The organism is Marinilabiliales bacterium (assembly GCA_007695015.1).
Taxonomy (GTDB): domain Bacteria; phylum Bacteroidota; class Bacteroidia; order Bacteroidales; family PUMT01; genus PXAP01.
The window spans coordinates 15,681-29,670 of the sequence record REEN01000112.1; the positions used below are offsets into that span (position 1 = coordinate 15,681).

General features: G+C 44.4%; 15 protein-coding genes. 6 read left to right on the forward strand and 9 right to left on the reverse strand.

The window, feature by feature from the left end; translation table 11 throughout:
• Nucleotides 1–1,539, forward strand: coding sequence for an acyl-CoA carboxylase subunit beta (locus EA408_13390; protein ID TVR68516.1), 1,539 nt, complete (start codon nt 1–3; stop codon nt 1,537–1,539).
• A gap of 3 nt (nt 1,540–1,542) precedes the next feature.
• On the opposite strand, the gene EA408_13395 is transcribed toward EA408_13390, so the two are convergent.
• The 4 genes from EA408_13395 to EA408_13410 form a co-directional block, all read right to left on the reverse strand.
• Nucleotides 1,543–2,883, reverse strand: a complete 1,341-nt coding sequence (locus EA408_13395; GenBank protein TVR68517.1) for a class A beta-lactamase-related serine hydrolase — start codon at nt 2,881–2,883, stop codon at nt 1,543–1,545.
• Nucleotides 2,884–3,274: 391 nt separating this feature from the next.
• Nucleotides 3,275–3,877 (reverse strand): thioredoxin family protein, encoded by a 603-nt coding sequence (locus EA408_13400; GenBank protein TVR68518.1) that lies wholly within the window; start codon nt 3,875–3,877, stop codon nt 3,275–3,277.
• A gap of 95 nt (nt 3,878–3,972) precedes the next feature.
• On the reverse strand, nt 3,973–4,446 hold the full coding sequence (locus EA408_13405) for a TlpA family protein disulfide reductase (GenBank protein ID TVR68519.1): 474 nt from the start codon (nt 4,444–4,446) through the stop codon (nt 3,973–3,975).
• 216 nt (nt 4,447–4,662) lie between these two features.
• Nucleotides 4,663–5,148 carry a hypothetical protein gene (locus EA408_13410; protein TVR68520.1) on the reverse strand — a complete coding sequence of 162 codons (486 nt, stop codon included), beginning with the start codon at nt 5,146–5,148 and terminating at the stop codon, nt 4,663–4,665.
• A 207-nt stretch (nt 5,149–5,355) separates the two neighbouring features.
• On the opposite strand from EA408_13410, the gene EA408_13415 reads away from it, so the two are divergent.
• The 3 genes from EA408_13415 to EA408_13425 are packed head-to-tail and all read left to right on the forward strand — an operon-like array spanning nt 5,356 to nt 6,290.
• Complete coding sequence (locus EA408_13415; GenBank protein ID TVR68521.1) at nt 5,356–5,643, forward strand: YtxH domain-containing protein; 288 nt, start codon at nt 5,356–5,358, stop codon at nt 5,641–5,643.
• Between the two features lie 7 nt (nt 5,644–5,650).
• Nucleotides 5,651–6,034 (forward strand): phage holin family protein, encoded by a 384-nt coding sequence (locus EA408_13420; protein TVR68522.1) that lies wholly within the window; start codon nt 5,651–5,653, stop codon nt 6,032–6,034.
• Nucleotides 6,012–6,290, forward strand: coding sequence for a hypothetical protein (locus tag EA408_13425; protein TVR68523.1), 279 nt, complete (start codon nt 6,012–6,014; stop codon nt 6,288–6,290). Before EA408_13420 ends, EA408_13425 begins: the two co-directional genes overlap by 23 nt.
• 64 nt (nt 6,291–6,354) lie before the next feature.
• On the opposite strand, the gene EA408_13430 is transcribed toward EA408_13425, so the two are convergent.
• The 3 genes from EA408_13430 to EA408_13440 all read right to left on the reverse strand — a co-directional run bounded on the left by EA408_13430 (nt 6,355) and on the right by EA408_13440 (nt 9,365).
• The gene (locus tag EA408_13430; GenBank protein ID TVR68524.1) at nt 6,355–6,975 is read right to left on the reverse strand and encodes a PorT family protein; all 621 of its coding nucleotides are present in this window, start codon (nt 6,973–6,975) and stop codon (nt 6,355–6,357) included.
• A gap of 107 nt (nt 6,976–7,082) precedes the next feature.
• On the reverse strand, nt 7,083–8,312 hold the full coding sequence (locus EA408_13435) for a M48 family peptidase (protein ID TVR68543.1): 1,230 nt from the start codon (nt 8,310–8,312) through the stop codon (nt 7,083–7,085).
• Between the two features lie 36 nt (nt 8,313–8,348).
• Nucleotides 8,349–9,365 (reverse strand): tetratricopeptide repeat protein, encoded by a 1,017-nt coding sequence (locus EA408_13440; protein ID TVR68525.1) that lies wholly within the window; start codon nt 9,363–9,365, stop codon nt 8,349–8,351.
• A gap of 133 nt (nt 9,366–9,498) precedes the next feature.
• Here EA408_13440 and nagA point away from each other — a divergent pair, with 133 nt between their 5' ends.
• Together nagA and EA408_13450 are read left to right on the forward strand one after the other, a co-directional pair.
• On the forward strand, nt 9,499–10,659 hold the full coding sequence (gene nagA, locus EA408_13445; GenBank protein ID TVR68526.1) for an N-acetylglucosamine-6-phosphate deacetylase: 1,161 nt from the start codon (nt 9,499–9,501) through the stop codon (nt 10,657–10,659).
• A gap of 14 nt (nt 10,660–10,673) precedes the next feature.
• Nucleotides 10,674–12,152: a sodium:solute symporter gene (locus EA408_13450; protein TVR68527.1), complete on the forward strand. Its 1,479-nt coding sequence runs from the start codon at nt 10,674–10,676 to the stop codon at nt 12,150–12,152.
• Here EA408_13450 and fabG read toward each other — a convergent pair.
• Together fabG and EA408_13460 are read right to left on the reverse strand one after the other, a co-directional pair.
• Nucleotides 12,121–12,867, reverse strand: coding sequence for a 3-oxoacyl-[acyl-carrier-protein] reductase (gene fabG / locus EA408_13455; protein ID TVR68528.1), 747 nt, complete (start codon nt 12,865–12,867; stop codon nt 12,121–12,123). The genes EA408_13450 and fabG overlap by 32 nt on opposite strands.
• A 75-nt stretch (nt 12,868–12,942) precedes the next feature.
• Nucleotides 12,943–13,983 (reverse strand): quinone-dependent dihydroorotate dehydrogenase, encoded by a 1,041-nt coding sequence (locus EA408_13460; GenBank protein ID TVR68529.1) that lies wholly within the window; start codon nt 13,981–13,983, stop codon nt 12,943–12,945.
• Nucleotides 13,984–13,990 lie beyond the last annotated feature (7 nt).

A 13,990-nucleotide genomic window follows, 5' to 3' on the forward strand; every position in this document is an offset into this window, starting at 1 on the left:
ATGTCAAAACTTGAAGACAAGTTCAGGGAGCTGGACAAAAGAAACAGTGAAGCCTGCATTGGCGGCGGCAAAGAAAGAATAGACAAGCAGCATCTTTGCGGCAAGCTCACAGCCAGGGAACGTATTGACCTGCTTCTTGACAAGGGCAGTTTTGTCGAAATCGACAAAATGGTCAAACATCGTTGCACGGACTTTGAAATGGACAAAAACAAGATCGCCGGCGATGGTGTTGTTTCCGGGTACGGCAAAATAGACGGCCGTCTTGTGTGCGTATTTGCCCAGGACTTTACAGTATTCGGCGGCACACTGAGCCGTGCAAACGCCGACAAGATGGTGAAGATAATGGATATGGCCATGAAAATGGGTGCACCCCTGATCGGTCTTAATGATTCCGGTGGCGCAAGGATACAGGAAGGGGTCCAGAGCCTCGCCGGTTATGCAGATATCTTTCACCGTAACGTCCGTGCATCAGGGGTCATACCTCAGATATCAGCAATACTGGGACCATGTGCCGGCGGCGCAGTATACTCTCCGGCCCTTACCGATTTTATCATTATGACCAGGGAGAACAGCTATATGTTCGTTACCGGGCCTGATGTTATAAAGGCTGTGACTCATGAAGAGGTGACCAAGGAAGAACTGGGAGGGGCAATGACACATAACTCGAAGAGCGGAGTTGCTCACCTGATTGGAGAGAATGATGAAAATGCCATGATGATGATCCGGGAACTGACAGGCTTCCTCCCCTCAAACAATATGGAAGATCCGCCTTTCAGGCCATTTACCGATGATACAGACCGTGAGGACGAGAACCTGCAGACACTGGTGCCCCCTGACCCAAACAAGCCTTATGATATGATGGAGATCATCAGCTCGGTAGTTGATGACAACAATTTTTTCGAGATAATGCCTCATTACGCAAAGAACATGATAACCGGGTTTGCCAGACTGGCAGGTAAAACAGTTGGTATAGTGGCAAACCAGCCTGCTTTCCTGGCGGGCGTTCTCGATATAAACTCATCGGTAAAGGCCGCCAGGTTTGTAAGGTTCTGCGATGCATTCAACATACCAATAATTACTTTGATGGATGTGCCTGGATTCCTGCCCGGTACAACGCAGGAGTTCGGAGGTATAATTAAACACGGGGCAAAGCTGCTTTATGCATACTCCGAGGCTACTGTGCCCAAAATAACACTTATAACCAGAAAGGCATACGGTGGTGCATATTGTGTAATGGCAAGCAAACATATAGGAGCAGATATCAACCTTGCTTATCCTACCGCCGAGATTGCGGTAATGGGACCTGAGGGGGCGGTAAACATTATATTCAGGCACAAGATCTCAGATGAAGAAAAAGCAACGGCAGTCGCCGGTTACAGGGAGGCCTTTGCTAATCCTTACAAGGCTGCAGAACTCGGATATATTGACGAGGTGATCTATCCGCGGGAAACAAGGAAAAAGCTTATCACTGCCATGGAGATATGCCAGAACAAGAGCGAATCAGGTCCGCGCCGGAAGCACGGGAACATCCCATTGTGACAATTACCTGAGTTCGGCAATGTCAGGGTAAAGGAAAGGCATGGTCTCAAGATGGTAGAACAGGTCGTGATCCGGCCACTCTTTTATCCTGTTAAGTGCTGTCTGAACCTCACGGGTTATTTCCCGTGCCAGTGTAGTCCCCCTGTAAGTGCTTGAATTGAAAAATACTGCCCAGGTAAGCCCGTTGTTCTGTCGCATCACAAGGGCAGATGTCCCGGCAAAGGTTCCTGTACGCCACCAGTTGCCCCTCGCGTCTGTTCCTGTCCATCCGATCGTATGACCTCCTGACAACCCTGAGTCTGTCATCAGCTTAATACTCTCGGCCGAAAGGATATCGGGAACACGAGGATTCCCGTCTATTGCAACCACAAGCCTGAGCAGTTCGGCAGGAGATGCTATCCACCCCCCTGCTGCACCCAGTGTTCTTATATCATTGCCACCATATGATTTAGGTACAATAGAGTCTACACTGAAAAATGAGTTAACCCTTATTGCATTATCCTGCTCATAATACCTTACCTCATTTTCAAAACGCTCCTCCTCGAGATTGCCGCCAATACGCATATCCTGTATGCCAAGAGGATAAAGAACAGCCTGCCTGACATATTCCTCATACCCCATTCCCGAGACTTTGGATATAACCTCGCCCAGGATTGCATACCCCAGGTTTGAATAGCTGGTCCGGGTCCCCGGTGTGTAATGCAGCCTTTTGCCCAGGGCGAAGCGGATTATATCCGGCACCTCAACAGGGGGATCAGTACCGAGGCTTCTTGCAACAGTATGCGGCATGAACATATGATCGCCGAAACGCCTGTTCCACCCGGCAGAATGATTTAGCAGTTGCAGGACCGTAATTCTCTCCACACGGTTGTCGGTATAATCGAGGTAGATGGAATCGTTCAGGATACCATCATGCCCGAATACATTATCCTTTAGGGAAAGCATTCCTGATTCGGCCATATACATTATCGCAGTAGCGGTTATTAGCTTCGAAATACTGGCCACCCTGAACATGTGCCTTGGTTCAACAAGTTCATTGGATTCGGTGTTGGCATAGCCAATCCCCCTGGCATATACAAGTCTGCCGTCCTTAGCCACTGCAACTGAAGCCCCTTTCATATCAAACTTTCCGAGCAGAAAAGCAAGGTTGTATTCCACATCCCTGAAGTCATCAAGGTCTGATAACTGATTATTAATACTGTATGAAATAGGCTGTATCTGCTCTGAACGAAGCACCCTGTCGGTAGTACTTCCGCCCGATGAACTCATGGCTACATCCCATAAATAAAAACAGGTAAACAGAATTATCTTTAAAAAGATTCCCCTCGTAAATAATCTTCTCATAAGCAACGACTATACACTAATATAATACAAAGTTAATGAGGCAAAAGCCAAAAAGTCCACATTAATTTAGAATAATTATAAAAAACTTATTAACAATTATCCTTACTTCTTATTATGCATCATAAAAACTTTGTATTTACCGGTTCAGGTTTTTCAGCGATTTAAACTGATATGATCCTGCCGGACTATTTCAGCGATTTAAACTGATATGATTTTGCCGGACTATTTTAAGATGCAAAAGTAGAAAAACCCGGACAGTACTCTAATATTTTGAGGTATTGTTTGATAAACTTACAATAGACTTAAATAAACCAGGGATAATACATGACAAAACAAAACCGCTAACGGTAGTATTCCCGCAGCGGTTGTTTATAGCACATTTATCTGTTTATCAGTTTGCAACCTTTATAGTGCAACCGATTGCACGGGTAAAGTCCGGGTCAGGACTGCGACCCTCAAGGAGAGCGTCAATCGCATTTGCCAGGTACCTCTCTTCTACGGCATTAGCATCCCTGTAGTTGTCGTCGATCGCTCCGATATATGCAACAACAAGATCATTACCCTCCCTGTTCAGCAGAAAAATATGCGGTGTTCTTGTTGCACCGTAAACCGGATAAACCTTCTGGCCATCATCAAAAAGGTATGGAAACGTAAACCCTTTTTCCCTGGCTCTAACCTGCATGAGCTCATAGGAATCACGAGGCTCTGCTGCAGGATCGTTCGGATTTATAGCAATAACCGGGAAGCCTTTCGGACTGTACTTCTTGTCCAGCTCGATCAACCTGTCCTCATAGGCAACCGCATACGGGCAGTGATTGCATGTAAAAACCACCACAAAGCCTTTGGCATCGGGGTAGTCGCTCATGCTTACATAATTTCCGTCAACATTCTTAAGCCTGAAATCGGCAGCCTTGTCTCCTACACTGTAACCCTGTGCAGTGACCATGGCTAATGCCACAATTGAAAACGTAAATAACAACACGATCTTTTTCATAACAACCAGTTTTAGTTTATAAAATAGGAACTAAGCATCTATTATCTTTTTTTCCTGATAATCCTGTTAATTTGTATAGAATTAATTGCTCATGTTCAGTTGAGCTTTGCCTCGATTATATTTTCAAGCTCCTCATATGTAAAAACCTTCTCATAGAAAGATCTGGTCTCCCTGTTGAATATAATAGTTGCAGGTATCGCGCCACTCCAGGTTTCGTCGACCATAGGTATCCACCTGTTGCTCCGCGGATCATCCAGCAGAATAATCTCCGATCTAAGGTTATGCTCTCTAATGAATGGTAACAATCTTGATTCCATGTGCCTTGGATTGTCGAGGCTGACAAGAATGACCTTCACCTTACGGTCAGAATAGACCTCATTGATCTTTTCGAATTCAGGCAGTTCCTTTACACAGGGAACACACCAGGTAGCCCAGAAATTAACCACATAAACAGAATCACTTCGGGTAGTAAGCCTTGGTTTAAGGTCATCAAAATTCATTGCCGGAACCTGTGCAATAGCGGCCGAAATGAAAAGATTTACTGAAATAAGCAATATTAATTTCCGCATATTTTACTGAATTGATCATAAACTATTTAATTTAAGAAACAGGAGTAGTGGTAAATTGTTTAAAGACCACAAATTAATTTTAATAATGCTGTCTTAAAAAGTGTTAATTTCAATTATTGCAGGATCCCCCGTATGTATAGCAAACAAATAGTTTAGCTAAAGCATAGCAGTTCCATCTGAATTGGAATACCTAACATGAATTACCATCGGGTGGTATCAGGAAATATCAATTCCGGAAACTTCCAGATAAGGAACAGCTTTCTTTATTCGTATAACCCTGCATGTAAGGCTCTTCACCGCACCTGAAATTGTCCCTGGATAGTTGAAAGGCCGTGTTTTCAGCTCCTGCCCGAATATGTCCCTGACCATAGCATAACATGTTTTGCTGCCCTCTTCGCAATTCTGTAGCCCAAGCAGGTCAAAACTGTAAGTTTCTCCCTCGGAGTAATAAGGATGCCTGGGCTCAAAGAAGAACCTGCCCTGGCAGTTGATCCGGTCAAGCCTGCAAGAAATTACACTACCGGGTTCTATCCCGTAATTACCATATATGGAGACCGGGATTAAATGCCTGAGTCCGTTGCAGTCCCTTCCCACATACCATGATCCTCCAGGGAGGAATTCGATGGTTTTGATTATTTCGAGCTTGTAATATTTTCCCGGACTAAGCAACAGGGTCTTGTCCTGAAATTTCCTGCCAGTCATACAATAAACCTTTGCAGCACAAAATTACTGGTATTTTATTAAATGACGGAGTGACCCGGTTACATGCCCCTGGATTATAATGTCCTCAATATTTGGTTATTTGATTTTTTTTTCATATATTACATCGAAACCGGGTTTTTTCAGGCACCTGTATTGTGATGTGTCTGAAACTAAATAAAATTTGTTAAACTTTAAAATAAAATAATTATGAGCAAATCATCAGTAAGCGCAATTCTGGGATTTATTGCAGGAGCAGCCGCAGGTGCGGCTATTGGAGTGTTGTTTGCTCCTGACAAAGGAACAACCACAAGAAAAAAGATCAAGACACAGGCACAAAAAGTTGGTGACGAGATGAAAGAGGGTCTGTCACTTAAGATAGATGAACTGAACAAGTATGTTGCCGGCTTTGTTGATGAAACAAAAGGCAAGATTGCCGATCTTGAGAAAAAGACCAAACAGGAAATACAGAATGTGAAAGAAAAGGCCGCTAAATAAAAGGATAATGGCAGATAATTCTTTCAAGGGAAATATTGCCGAGATTATCTCGGTTGCACGTTCATACGTGAATACAAGAATAGAACTGTGGAAACTGTCCCTGCTGGAAAAAGCGTCTCTGGCAGGGGCTCATTTCCTCAGCTCGGTAATTGTTGTACTGATAGTTGCATTTTGCCTACTTTTCATATCACTGGCATTTGCATACTGGTACGGACAGAAAACAGGCGATATGATTGCCGGGTTCCTCATTACAGCAGGTTTCTACCTGGTAATCGGACTCGTTTTTGTAATCAGCAGGAATTTTTTTGTGACAGGACCTGTTATCAAAACCCTGTCCAAAATAATGTACAATGAAGAACCCGATACAGATGCCGAAAAAGAAAAAGAATAAAGAGGCCAGATATACATCTTTACAGGACATAAGGTTGGCCAGGAACAGGCTCAGATATGAAATCCTGTTGTGTGAGGAGAGAATGAAAAACAGCAGTGTCAGACTTTTTGCGGGTTTTACGAATTCACTCAGGGATTTTGGTTTTTATGTCCGCAACAGGCTTTTTACATACGCATTTTTCCGCTCCCTTTCAAAATCTGGGATGATTTACGATTTTCTCACCAGTTTCAAAAAGGGCTTTAGCAAGAATTTGTAAAATAAATGCTTACTTTAAACATGCAGGCAAAACCGGTAGCTGAGCTATCCGGTTTTTTTAATGATTAAAAGAATATGCCCACACTGACAATGAACTGGCGGGCCCGCGAATCAAATTCCCTTTCCTGTCCCCCGACAGTAACGCCGCTACCGAGCTTGCTCAGGTTCCCCTCGTATTTGAGATCCAGGGCCAGCCTGTCAAAAAGATCAACACCAACTCCGGCCTGGTATCCGAAGGTAGCTGAATTGAAGTTCTCCTCCAGTCCGAATTCATTCAGCTCTGATGCAGTACTGAGCATTATGGTCCCAACAGGCCCAATCCCTACCCTGGCCGGCCCGAACCGGCGGCCTACAAGAACTGGTATGTCTAGTTTATTGTAGGTCTGTTCCTTAATAATTCCGGCGGTGTTCTGGCCAAGCTCGGTTACCCTTACCTCACTGCCAATACTCGAGAACAGTATTTCGGGCTGAATGAACATCCCAAAAAAATTGAGCTGCATCATAATTCCGCCGTGAAAACCAACACTGGCATCGTTAAGAGTTGTAAATGAATAATCATCAGTAACTAACTCTGTTGCATTAAAGTAGGCTGTATTTATGCCGCCCCTGAGTCCCATGCGAAATTGTGCTTCTGCACCTGCCATTAGTATAAAGGTCAGCAGACCTGTAATAATGAGTTTTTTCATAATTAGTGTTTTAGTAAATCCGGCAAACTATTTTAGCTGTAAATTTAATAAATGAACTCTGCATATTGTAACACAAGATAGTTTAAAATGTTGTTTTCCGAAAAGCTTTATTCTCTAAACTCTTCAAGAGCCTTAAGTCTTTCCAGCAATGGAGGATGGGAATAATAAACATAGACATACAGAGGGTGGGGGCGCAGATTGCTTAGGTTCTTGACAGTTAGTTTTTTCAGTGCGTCTGCAAGATTCCTTGCCGAGGAGTACCTGGCAGCAAACCTGTCCGCTTCATACTCATTGCGCCGCGAAAGCCAGTTGCCAGCAACACTGAACGCAGCTGATACCGGTGAATACAATATTCCAAACGCGACCAGGCCCATGTGGAAAGATGGTTCAACTGCTCCAAGGGCAACTGATAACCGGGGAGATGCAAGCATAACTGAGAGTATATAGAGAGTTACAGCAGTGGTAACCGCAGAAACCGCCATACCCGCAAATATGTGTCTCTTTTTGTAATGGCCGATCTCATGTGCAAGTACCGCAACTATCTCTTTAACTTTTAGATCACTGATCAGTGTGTCAAACAAAACTATCCTTTTTTTTCTGCCAAGTCCGGCAAAATAAGCATTGGCTTTTGTACTTCTCCTTGAACCGTCTATTACAAACACATCATCAAGCCTGAAGCCGGTGTTATTGCTCATAGCAGAGATCTCTTCCTTAAGCTCACCAGGTTCAAGGGGCGTCTGTTTATTAAAAAGAGGAACAATAAGTGTTGAATAAAACAGGTTCATAAAGATCATGAACAGGGTTATCAGGATGAGCGCCCATACCCAGAACCATTCAGTGGTAAGATAATAGAACCAGGTTACCAGGGCCAGAAGTCCGCCTCCGATAAGCAAACCAAGAAGCCATCCCTTGATCCTGTCGGTTATAAATAATTTGGGTGTTGATCTGTTAAACCCGAATCTCTCCTCTATCACAAATGTGCCATACCAGTCAAATGGTAAACTTATTATATCTGATGCCAGCATGATTATTCCGAAAAAAACAAGCGCAGTTACAACCGGGGTATCTGACAGAGTCCACGATATCCGGTCAACCAGTGCAAAACCGCCCAAAAAAAGCATCGCCAGAATAATTGTCATGCCCACAAAAGAACGAAGAAGAGAATAACGCTGCTTAACCTTCTCATATTCAATAGACTTTGCGTATCGATCCTCGTCATAAATCTCTTTAAGTTCATCCGGAAGCCGCGGGGTCCTCCTGGTTGAGTTCAGGTATTCAAAAAGCGCTTCTGCAATAAACGAAGCAATAACAAAAATCACAAGCAGTTCAAAAAGCATACTCCATATTTTAAAAAAGTACAAAAATAGTTTTTTTCACTCAACACCAAGCTGCCTGTCCAACTGTTCTGCTATCTCAGCCCTCTCTTCCAGAATAACAACATATTCTGCAGTTAACTGTTTACGTGCAACCTGGTATGATCTTCTTGCCCAGACCAGAGCCTGTCTGCTATCTCCTCTCATTTCATTTACCAGGGCCAGGTTATGCATGGCAGCGGCCACCAAATTTCTATTCATCCTGTCAAGTTGTTCGAGGTATATCGCCTCAGCAATTTCCAATTCATTGGATATGAAATGACGGTAAGCTTTGCGCATATTCCTGTTCCCCCGAAAATAAACCATCCTGTCACCAGTCATCCAGTGAGGGGAAATTCTTCTGGCAAAGTCCAGTGCCGTTAGATAGGCTGTCTCCATGAAAACCTCTGCAATATCCGGCATTTTGTACAGCACCTCATTTATATCCCAGTCCGTGAAATCCAATACAAGGGTATCAGTAAAAACATACTCATCAATAACGCCCCCCCCTCCTCCTTCATAGATACGCCAGCCTGCAGTAATGTCAACATCGATCAAAGCCCAGTAATACCGGTTCCATCCACCCATGGAGTTCCAGCGTTCTTCACTGATCGAGTCGCTGTATACAACCCTTAAATATTCGAGGGATATCAATGCATCAGCAGCAAGGGGACCACATAATTCACTAACAAACAAAGGATCAAGCGGCAATGGAATCTGATATCTTTCACTCATGCCCGTTTCAAGTATCATTGTACTGTCCATGTATTCAGTTCCAGGCGATTCATTGAGTATATCGGCCAGTGCAAAGATCAGCTCGGTGGTTGTTTGGTTGAGTAAATCTGACAGGAACTGGTCCGAAATAACCGGTTCGGGTCTTACTGTCTGTAAGGGTGGTAAAACAGTATCAGCGATTGTTCTGTTAAGCAGGAGCACCCTGTTTATTTCAGGTGGAAGCGGATCAGATGCAGGCTCCAGAACCTGTATTTCAATTTTCGAAACCGATACGCACGAAAATGCCGATACCGCAGCAAGCAAAATGACTAGCCTGGTAAACATAAATTAAGATGTGCTTTAAATGCTACCATAATCTTATTTTACAATATCGGTAATTATGTAAAGATTGTTTATTTTTCGGATTTTCCGGGTACAGTAATCATAATTTTAAAACATGGGGCAACGACTTCTGGTCTGCAATGCTATTTCCTGCAACAATAATAATGCCGGAAAGCCAATTGATATACTGATCTCTGATGGCTTAATTCAATCTGTCCATCCGGCAGGAACGATTTCTTGTGATTGCAGCTCCCTGGATGCCGGAGGATCCATTGCCATGCCGGGCATGATCGATATTCATATTCATGGCGCCGGTGGTTCAGACAGCCTTGATGGAACAAGAGAAAGCCTTGAAACCATATCCCGGACACTTGCTAAAACAGGCACCACCTCATTCCTCACCACGATGGTTGTCACCCCGGGAGAAGGTAACCGGCACCTTAAAAGAGCCGCTGATTGTACCGGTTCTGATCTTGGAGGAGCTGAGCTTCTGGGCATATATATTGAAGGGCCATTTATCAGCATGGAAAAGAGAGGTGGTATTCTTCCCGGATGCATTACCGCCCCCTCTCCCGCCATTCTGGATGAGATCCTTGAACTTGCAGGCGATGCAATGAAGGTCATGTGCGTGGCCCCGGAATTGGAAGGAATTGATGAAATTATCAAAACCCTGATATATAGCGGAATAAAAGTTTCATTCGGCCATTCTGATGCAGGATATGATGAGACGGTTAAGGGATTCGGTATGGGTATCAGCCACGTGACCCACCTTTTCAACACGATGAGACCGCTTCACCACAGGAATCCGGGCCCGCTTGCAGCGATATTTGAAAACAGCAGCATTACTGCCGAACTGATAGGAGATTCATACCATGTACACCCCAGCCTCATTAATATGGCATACAGGCTCAAAACATCAAGGGGACTTGTATGTATAACCGACGGTATAAGAAGCACGGGGCTGCCTGACGGAAAATACATGTACAATAACAAGGAGTATATATCTGAAGGTGGACTGGCGAGGTACACTGACGGTACATTTATCGGCTCGACCATGAGCCTCAAAGAAATAACCTCCAACTTCATGAAATTCACGGGCTGCTCCCTGAATGAGGCCATCGACACAGTAACGATCAACCCGGCCAGAATAGCAGGGGTTGATAACAGGAAAGGATCCCTGGAACCGGGTAAGGATGCTGACATTCTGCTGGTAACTCCTTCTCTTGAAATCAAAAAAACCATAATTGCAGGCAGAATTACTGACAATGATCAATAAAAAATCATAATCCTATGCATTTTACGTGGCTGGACACCATCATACTCATTGCATATATTGCAGGTATTACATGGTTTGGTATCAGAATTGCCGGAAAGCAGGTCTCTTCCGGGGACTATTTCCTGGGTGGCAGGAAGATTCCCTGGTGGGCTGTCTGCTTCGCCATTGTAGCAACCGAAACCAGCACCCTTACTTTCATAAGTATTCCCGGACTGGCATACCTAACAAACATGAACTTCCTGCAACTTACAATTGGATACTTCATAGGAAGGGTGATCGTTGCATGGATAATCCTGCCATCCTATTTCAAAGGTGAACTGGGCACTGCATATACTTTCCTGGCCAACCGCTTCGGGACGCCAATGAAAAACCTCGCATCCGGTGTTTTTATGCTAACCCGGCTTGCCGCCGACGGTGTCAGGTTGTTCGCAACAGCCATACCGCTGGCGCTGATACTCCAGGGGACATTTCTTGCAGCCAATGTAACGGATGAATGGATCTACATTGGATCTATTCTGCTAATCGCAATTGTCTCACTAAGCTATACATATGTCGGGGGACTCAGGGCGGTTGTATGGATGGATGTGGTGCAGCTGTTTATCTATTTCGCCGGAGCAACTGCAGCCATTATTATTGTCGGAGGTGATACCGGTGGACTTAAGGAGGGGATCGCCATGGCCGCAGAAGCAGGAAAATTTGAAGTTTTCAACTTCTCTTTTGAAGGGGGAATCAGGGGCTTCTTTTCAACTCCCTATACATTTATAGGAAGCATTCTGGGTGGAGCATTCCTCTCAATGGCCTCGCATGGCATAGATCAGCTGATCGTGCAGCGCCTGCTTGCTGCCGGATCATTGCCTGCAAGCCGCAAAGCGCTGGTCTGGACAGGAGGTATAATCATTCTGCAGTTTGCACTCTTTCTTTTTCTTGGAAGCCTTCTGTTTGTCTTTTACGGTGGAGCTGAGATTGTTTCTGATGAAGTTTTTCCCATGTTCATCATAGAAGAGATGCCTGCCGGACTGAGCGGACTGATTATTGCTGCGCTCTTTGCTGCTGCCATGTCAACACTGTCCAGCTCAATTACAGCTCTTGGATCTGCCACGATGTTTGACTATGTTGTTCCGTATTACAAAAAACTGGGCAAAACCAACGAGATGGCCATTTCAAGGGTAATAACGCTCATCTGGTGCATTCTGCTTGTAGGATCGGCAATATTTTTCATGCAGAGCTCAGAAATTGTCGTTGAGCTTGCACTCTCCATTGCTTCTTTTACCTACGGCGGGCTGCTGGGAACATTTTTCCTGGGGGTACTATTTAAAAGGACTGGCATAAATGATGCCATACCCGCTTTTATTGCGGGCATAGCTATCATGGTATATATTATTCTGTCTACCTCTGTGGCATGGACCTGGTATACGCTTATAGGTGCATCCGTAACGGTCATTACGGGCTGGCTCTTATCGCTCAGGTCTTCATTCCCCCGCAAACGCTTATAACCTGTCCGCTCACATATGAAGAGAGATCAGAGGCAAGAAACAGTGTGACATTGGCTACATCTTCCGGAGTTCCTCCCCTTTTGAGGGGAATACCTGCTATCCACTGCTCCCTTACATCATCGGGAAGTTTGGCGGTCATATCGGTCATTATAAAACCCGGTGCAATTGCATTGCACCTTACATTTCTTGACCCCATCTCCCTGGCAACAGATTTCGTGAAACCAATTATCCCCGCCTTTGAGGCTGAATAATTTGCCTGGCCGGCATTACCACTTACACCAACGACTGAGCTCATATTGATTATTGACCCGGAACGTTGCTTCAGCATATATTTCTGCACTGCCTTTGTATAGTTAAAAACCGATTTAAGATTGACTGTTATTACTGTATCCCACTGCTCTTCAGTCATTCGCATAAGCAACGTGTCGCGCGTGATACCGGCATTGTTAACCAGAATATCAATGGTGCCAAACTCTTTGGCAATCTCTTCAACAGTTTTTTCGGTCTCATCATAAACAGCTGCATTTGAGGCATATCCCTGTGCTTTAACCCCCAGGGCCCTCAGTTCATCCTCAAGTGATTTTGCCTGTTCATCATATGCCAGATCGGTAAATGCAATACCAGCGCCGTGTGATGCAAGATTAATGGCGATTGCCCGGCCAATACCACGGCTTGCTCCTGTAACCAGGGCATTTTTTCCTTCCAGTATCTTCATTTTCTATGTTTTTTATGTATCACAAATTAAAAAAGTTATTTTGATTTATCAAAAACTGTTTGTTTCCTGGTGTTATTAATCTGCGCATGAGGCTATTGCTCTATTTATTCTTTTAGCAATACCCGGTCCTCCGTAAATAAAACCTGTATAAACCTGAATAAGGCTTGCACCGGCATCAAGCTTTTCGAGCGCATCTTTCTCATCCATTATCCCACCGACACCGATAACCGGTATCCTGGCTTCAGATTTTCTAACAATATACCTGATAATCTCAGTTGACCTGTCCCGCAATGGCTTCCCGCTCAAACCACCCTGTCCCATAGCTGCAACAGTTTCATGGTCGGTATGCAGGTTATCCCGCCTTATTGTTGTATTGGTAGCAACGAATCCGTCAATACCGGTCCTGAATGCAATATCAACGAGTTCATCAAGCTGTGAATCATTCAGATCTGGCGAAATCTTGAGCAGTATCGGCTTAATGACATCCATTTTTTTTGAGATCTCCTTGAGAGAGCTTAGAATATGAAAGAGAGTATCCGCATCCTGAAGTTTTCTTATGTCGCCTATATTGGGACAACTAACATTAACGACAAAGTAGTCAACAACTTCATACAATACTTTAAAACACTCAATGTAATCATCTATTGCCTTGTCATTTGGAGTACTTGTATTTTTCCCGATGTTTCCTCCAATAACTACATCCGGACAAGTTTTGCGTAAATTTTCCGCAATCCTTACAGCTCCTTCGTTATTAATCCCCATCCGGTTAATGAGGGCCTGATCCTCAGGAAGCCTGAATGAACGGGGCCTGGGATTTCCAGGCTGGGCAAGCGGGGTAACCGTTCCTATCTCGACAAATGAAAAACCGAGCATAGCAAGTTCGTTACAGTATTGCGCGTTTTTGTCAAAACCGGCAGCAATTCCTACAGGATTTCTGAACCTTATCCCGAAAACTGTACGCTCAAGGCTCTTTCGTTGGATAAAATACAATTTCCGGAACAGGGGCGTAATACCCGGAAGCATCAAAGCTAGCTTAAGCAGGCCCACAGCAATGCTGTGCACCGTCTCAGGGTAGAATAGAAAGAGAAAAGGTCTTAAAAGGAGCCGGTATAGCATTTTTGCA

What these genes read in the sequence shown, in the direction of transcription:
- EA408_13390 (TVR68516.1), top strand. Translation starts at nt 1, where the DNA reads ATGTCAAAACTTGAAGACAAGTTCAGGGAGCTGGACAAAAGAAACAGT.
- EA408_13395 (TVR68517.1), bottom strand. Translation starts at nt 2,883, where the DNA reads ATGAGAAGATTATTTACGAGGGGAATCTTTTTAAAGATAATTCTGTTT.
- EA408_13400 (TVR68518.1), bottom strand. Translation starts at nt 3,877, where the DNA reads ATGAAAAAGATCGTGTTGTTATTTACGTTTTCAATTGTGGCATTAGCC.
- EA408_13405 (TVR68519.1), bottom strand. Translation starts at nt 4,446, where the DNA reads ATGCGGAAATTAATATTGCTTATTTCAGTAAATCTTTTCATTTCGGCC.
- EA408_13410 (TVR68520.1), bottom strand. Translation starts at nt 5,148, where the DNA reads ATGACTGGCAGGAAATTTCAGGACAAGACCCTGTTGCTTAGTCCGGGA.
- EA408_13415 (TVR68521.1), top strand. Translation starts at nt 5,356, where the DNA reads ATGAGCAAATCATCAGTAAGCGCAATTCTGGGATTTATTGCAGGAGCA.
- EA408_13420 (TVR68522.1), top strand. Translation starts at nt 5,651, where the DNA reads ATGGCAGATAATTCTTTCAAGGGAAATATTGCCGAGATTATCTCGGTT.
- EA408_13425 (TVR68523.1), top strand. Translation starts at nt 6,012, where the DNA reads ATGCCGAAAAAGAAAAAGAATAAAGAGGCCAGATATACATCTTTACAG.
- EA408_13430 (TVR68524.1), bottom strand. Translation starts at nt 6,975, where the DNA reads ATGAAAAAACTCATTATTACAGGTCTGCTGACCTTTATACTAATGGCA.
- EA408_13435 (TVR68543.1), bottom strand. Translation starts at nt 8,312, where the DNA reads ATGCTTTTTGAACTGCTTGTGATTTTTGTTATTGCTTCGTTTATTGCA.
- nagA (TVR68526.1), top strand. Translation starts at nt 9,499, where the DNA reads ATGGGGCAACGACTTCTGGTCTGCAATGCTATTTCCTGCAACAATAAT.
- EA408_13450 (TVR68527.1), top strand. Translation starts at nt 10,674, where the DNA reads ATGCATTTTACGTGGCTGGACACCATCATACTCATTGCATATATTGCA.
- fabG (TVR68528.1), bottom strand. Translation starts at nt 12,867, where the DNA reads ATGAAGATACTGGAAGGAAAAAATGCCCTGGTTACAGGAGCAAGCCGT.
- EA408_13460 (TVR68529.1), bottom strand. Translation starts at nt 13,983, where the DNA reads ATGCTATACCGGCTCCTTTTAAGACCTTTTCTCTTTCTATTCTACCCT.